Source organism: Cellulomonas sp. GbtcB1, from assembly GCF_019091725.1.
GTDB lineage: Bacteria > Actinomycetota > Actinomycetes > Actinomycetales > Cellulomonadaceae > Cellulomonas.
The window spans coordinates 1-1,685 of record NZ_JAGXJG010000116.1; the positions used below are offsets into that span (position 1 = coordinate 1).

Below are 1,685 nucleotides of genomic sequence, written 5' to 3' on the forward strand. Positions count from 1 at the left end.
CATGCCGCCCTGGTCGCCGCGGTGTACGACGCGGTGCGCGACCGGCCGAACCCCCTGGGGCTGACGCTCGGCAACGAGGCCAACCAGTTCCAGCCGCCGAACCCCGCGGCCATGCCGGCGTCGACCGACCAGGTGGCGCACTGGCTGACCTCGCTGCTCGGGGCCCCGCGGGACCGCGACCCCCGGCACGTGATCACGCACAGCGAGAACGGCCACCTCTGGTACCGGGACGAGCACCCGTTCGTGCCGGTGCACGCCTCCCGGCTCGGCGACATGACCACCGTGCACTCGTGGATCTTCAACGGCACCGCGACCCGCTACGGGGCGCTGTCGCCGCAGTCGGTGCGGCACGCCGAGTGGATGGTCGAGCTGTCGAAGGCGTTCGCGACCGACCCGGCGCGCCAGGTCTGGCTGCAGGAGGTCGGCGCCCCGTCGATGAACCTGGCCGAGGCCGAGATGCCGGAGTTCGCCTCCCGGACGATCGCGGCGGCCCTGACCGCGCCCGACCTGTACGCGGTGACCTGGTGGTGCTCGCACGACGTCTCGCGGGACCTCGCCGACTACAAGGACCTCGAGTACTCGCTCGGTCTGCTCGGCACGGACAACCGCGTGAAGCCGCTCGGCCGGCGGTTCGCCGAGGTGGTCGCCGAGGCCCGCCGGGGGGCGCTGCCGCTCGCCGAGCCCCGGACGGTGGGCGTGGTCGTCGACGTCGACGAGGACGACCGGCCGGTGTCGCGCGTCGCGCTCGCGCCGGGCGGGGCCGTGTTCGGGCGCTGGCACGAGCTGCGCGAGCGGGGTGCGGCCGTCACGGTCGTGACCAGCGCGGCCGCCGCCGACCCGGCCGCGCTCGCCGCGCGCGGGGTGACCGAGCTGGTGCGGGTCGAGCACGCGCCCGCCGAGCCGGCCCGGGCGCGCTGAGCCGTGGAGGCGCACAAGGCGGTCCCGCTCGGCGCCACGGCCGAGGACGTCGCGGCCTGGCCGGAGAGCCGGCCGCCGCTGACCGCGCTGCCGACACCGCTGGTCACGCTGAGCGACGCCGCGGTGGCGCACAACGTCGCCACGATGGCGGCCTGGTGCGCCGCGGCGGGCGTCGACCTCGCGCCGCACGGCAAGACCACGATGAGCCGGCCGCTCTGGGAGCGGCAGCTCGCCGCGGGGGCCTGGGGCATCACCGTGGCGACGCCGTGGCAGGCGTCGGTCGCGCTCGGCTGGGGCGTGCCGCGGGTGCAGCTCGCGAACGCGCTGGTGCAGCCGGCGGCGCTGCGGGCGCTCGCGGCCGACGCGGGGCGGCTGACCGTGTGGACGGACTCGGTGCGCGGGGTCGCGATCATGCACGAGGCGCTGACGGCGGCCGGGGCCGGGGCACCGCTCGGGGTGCTCGTCGAGCTCGGGGCGGCCGGCGGCCGGACCGGCGCGCGGACCCGTGCCGAGGCGCTGGCGGTGGCCGAGGCTGTCGCCGCGTCGCCCGTGCTGCGCCTCGCCGGGGTCGCGGGCTACGAGGGCGCGCTCGCGCACGACGCGCCGGACGCGGCCCCCGCGACCGTGCGCGGCTACCTGGCCGACCTCGGCGCGCTGCACGACGCGGCCGGCGCTGCGGGGCTGTACCCGGACGACGGCGGCGAGCTGCTGGACACCGCGGGGGGCAGCGCGTACTTCGACCTGGTCGCGGAGGTGCTCGCGCCCCG

1 protein-coding gene and 1 pseudogene are annotated in these 1,685 nt (G+C 77.7%); both read left to right on the top strand.

What is annotated here, in order from left to right:
• Positions 1 to 918, top strand: a 918-nt coding sequence (locus KVT14_RS19965; protein ID WP_217617259.1) for a glycosyl hydrolase, incomplete at its 5' end; no start/stop codon positions are given.
• 3 nt (positions 919 to 921) lie between these two features.
• Positions 922 to 1,685: pseudogene (locus KVT14_RS19970) on the top strand (alanine racemase); the annotation flags it as partial.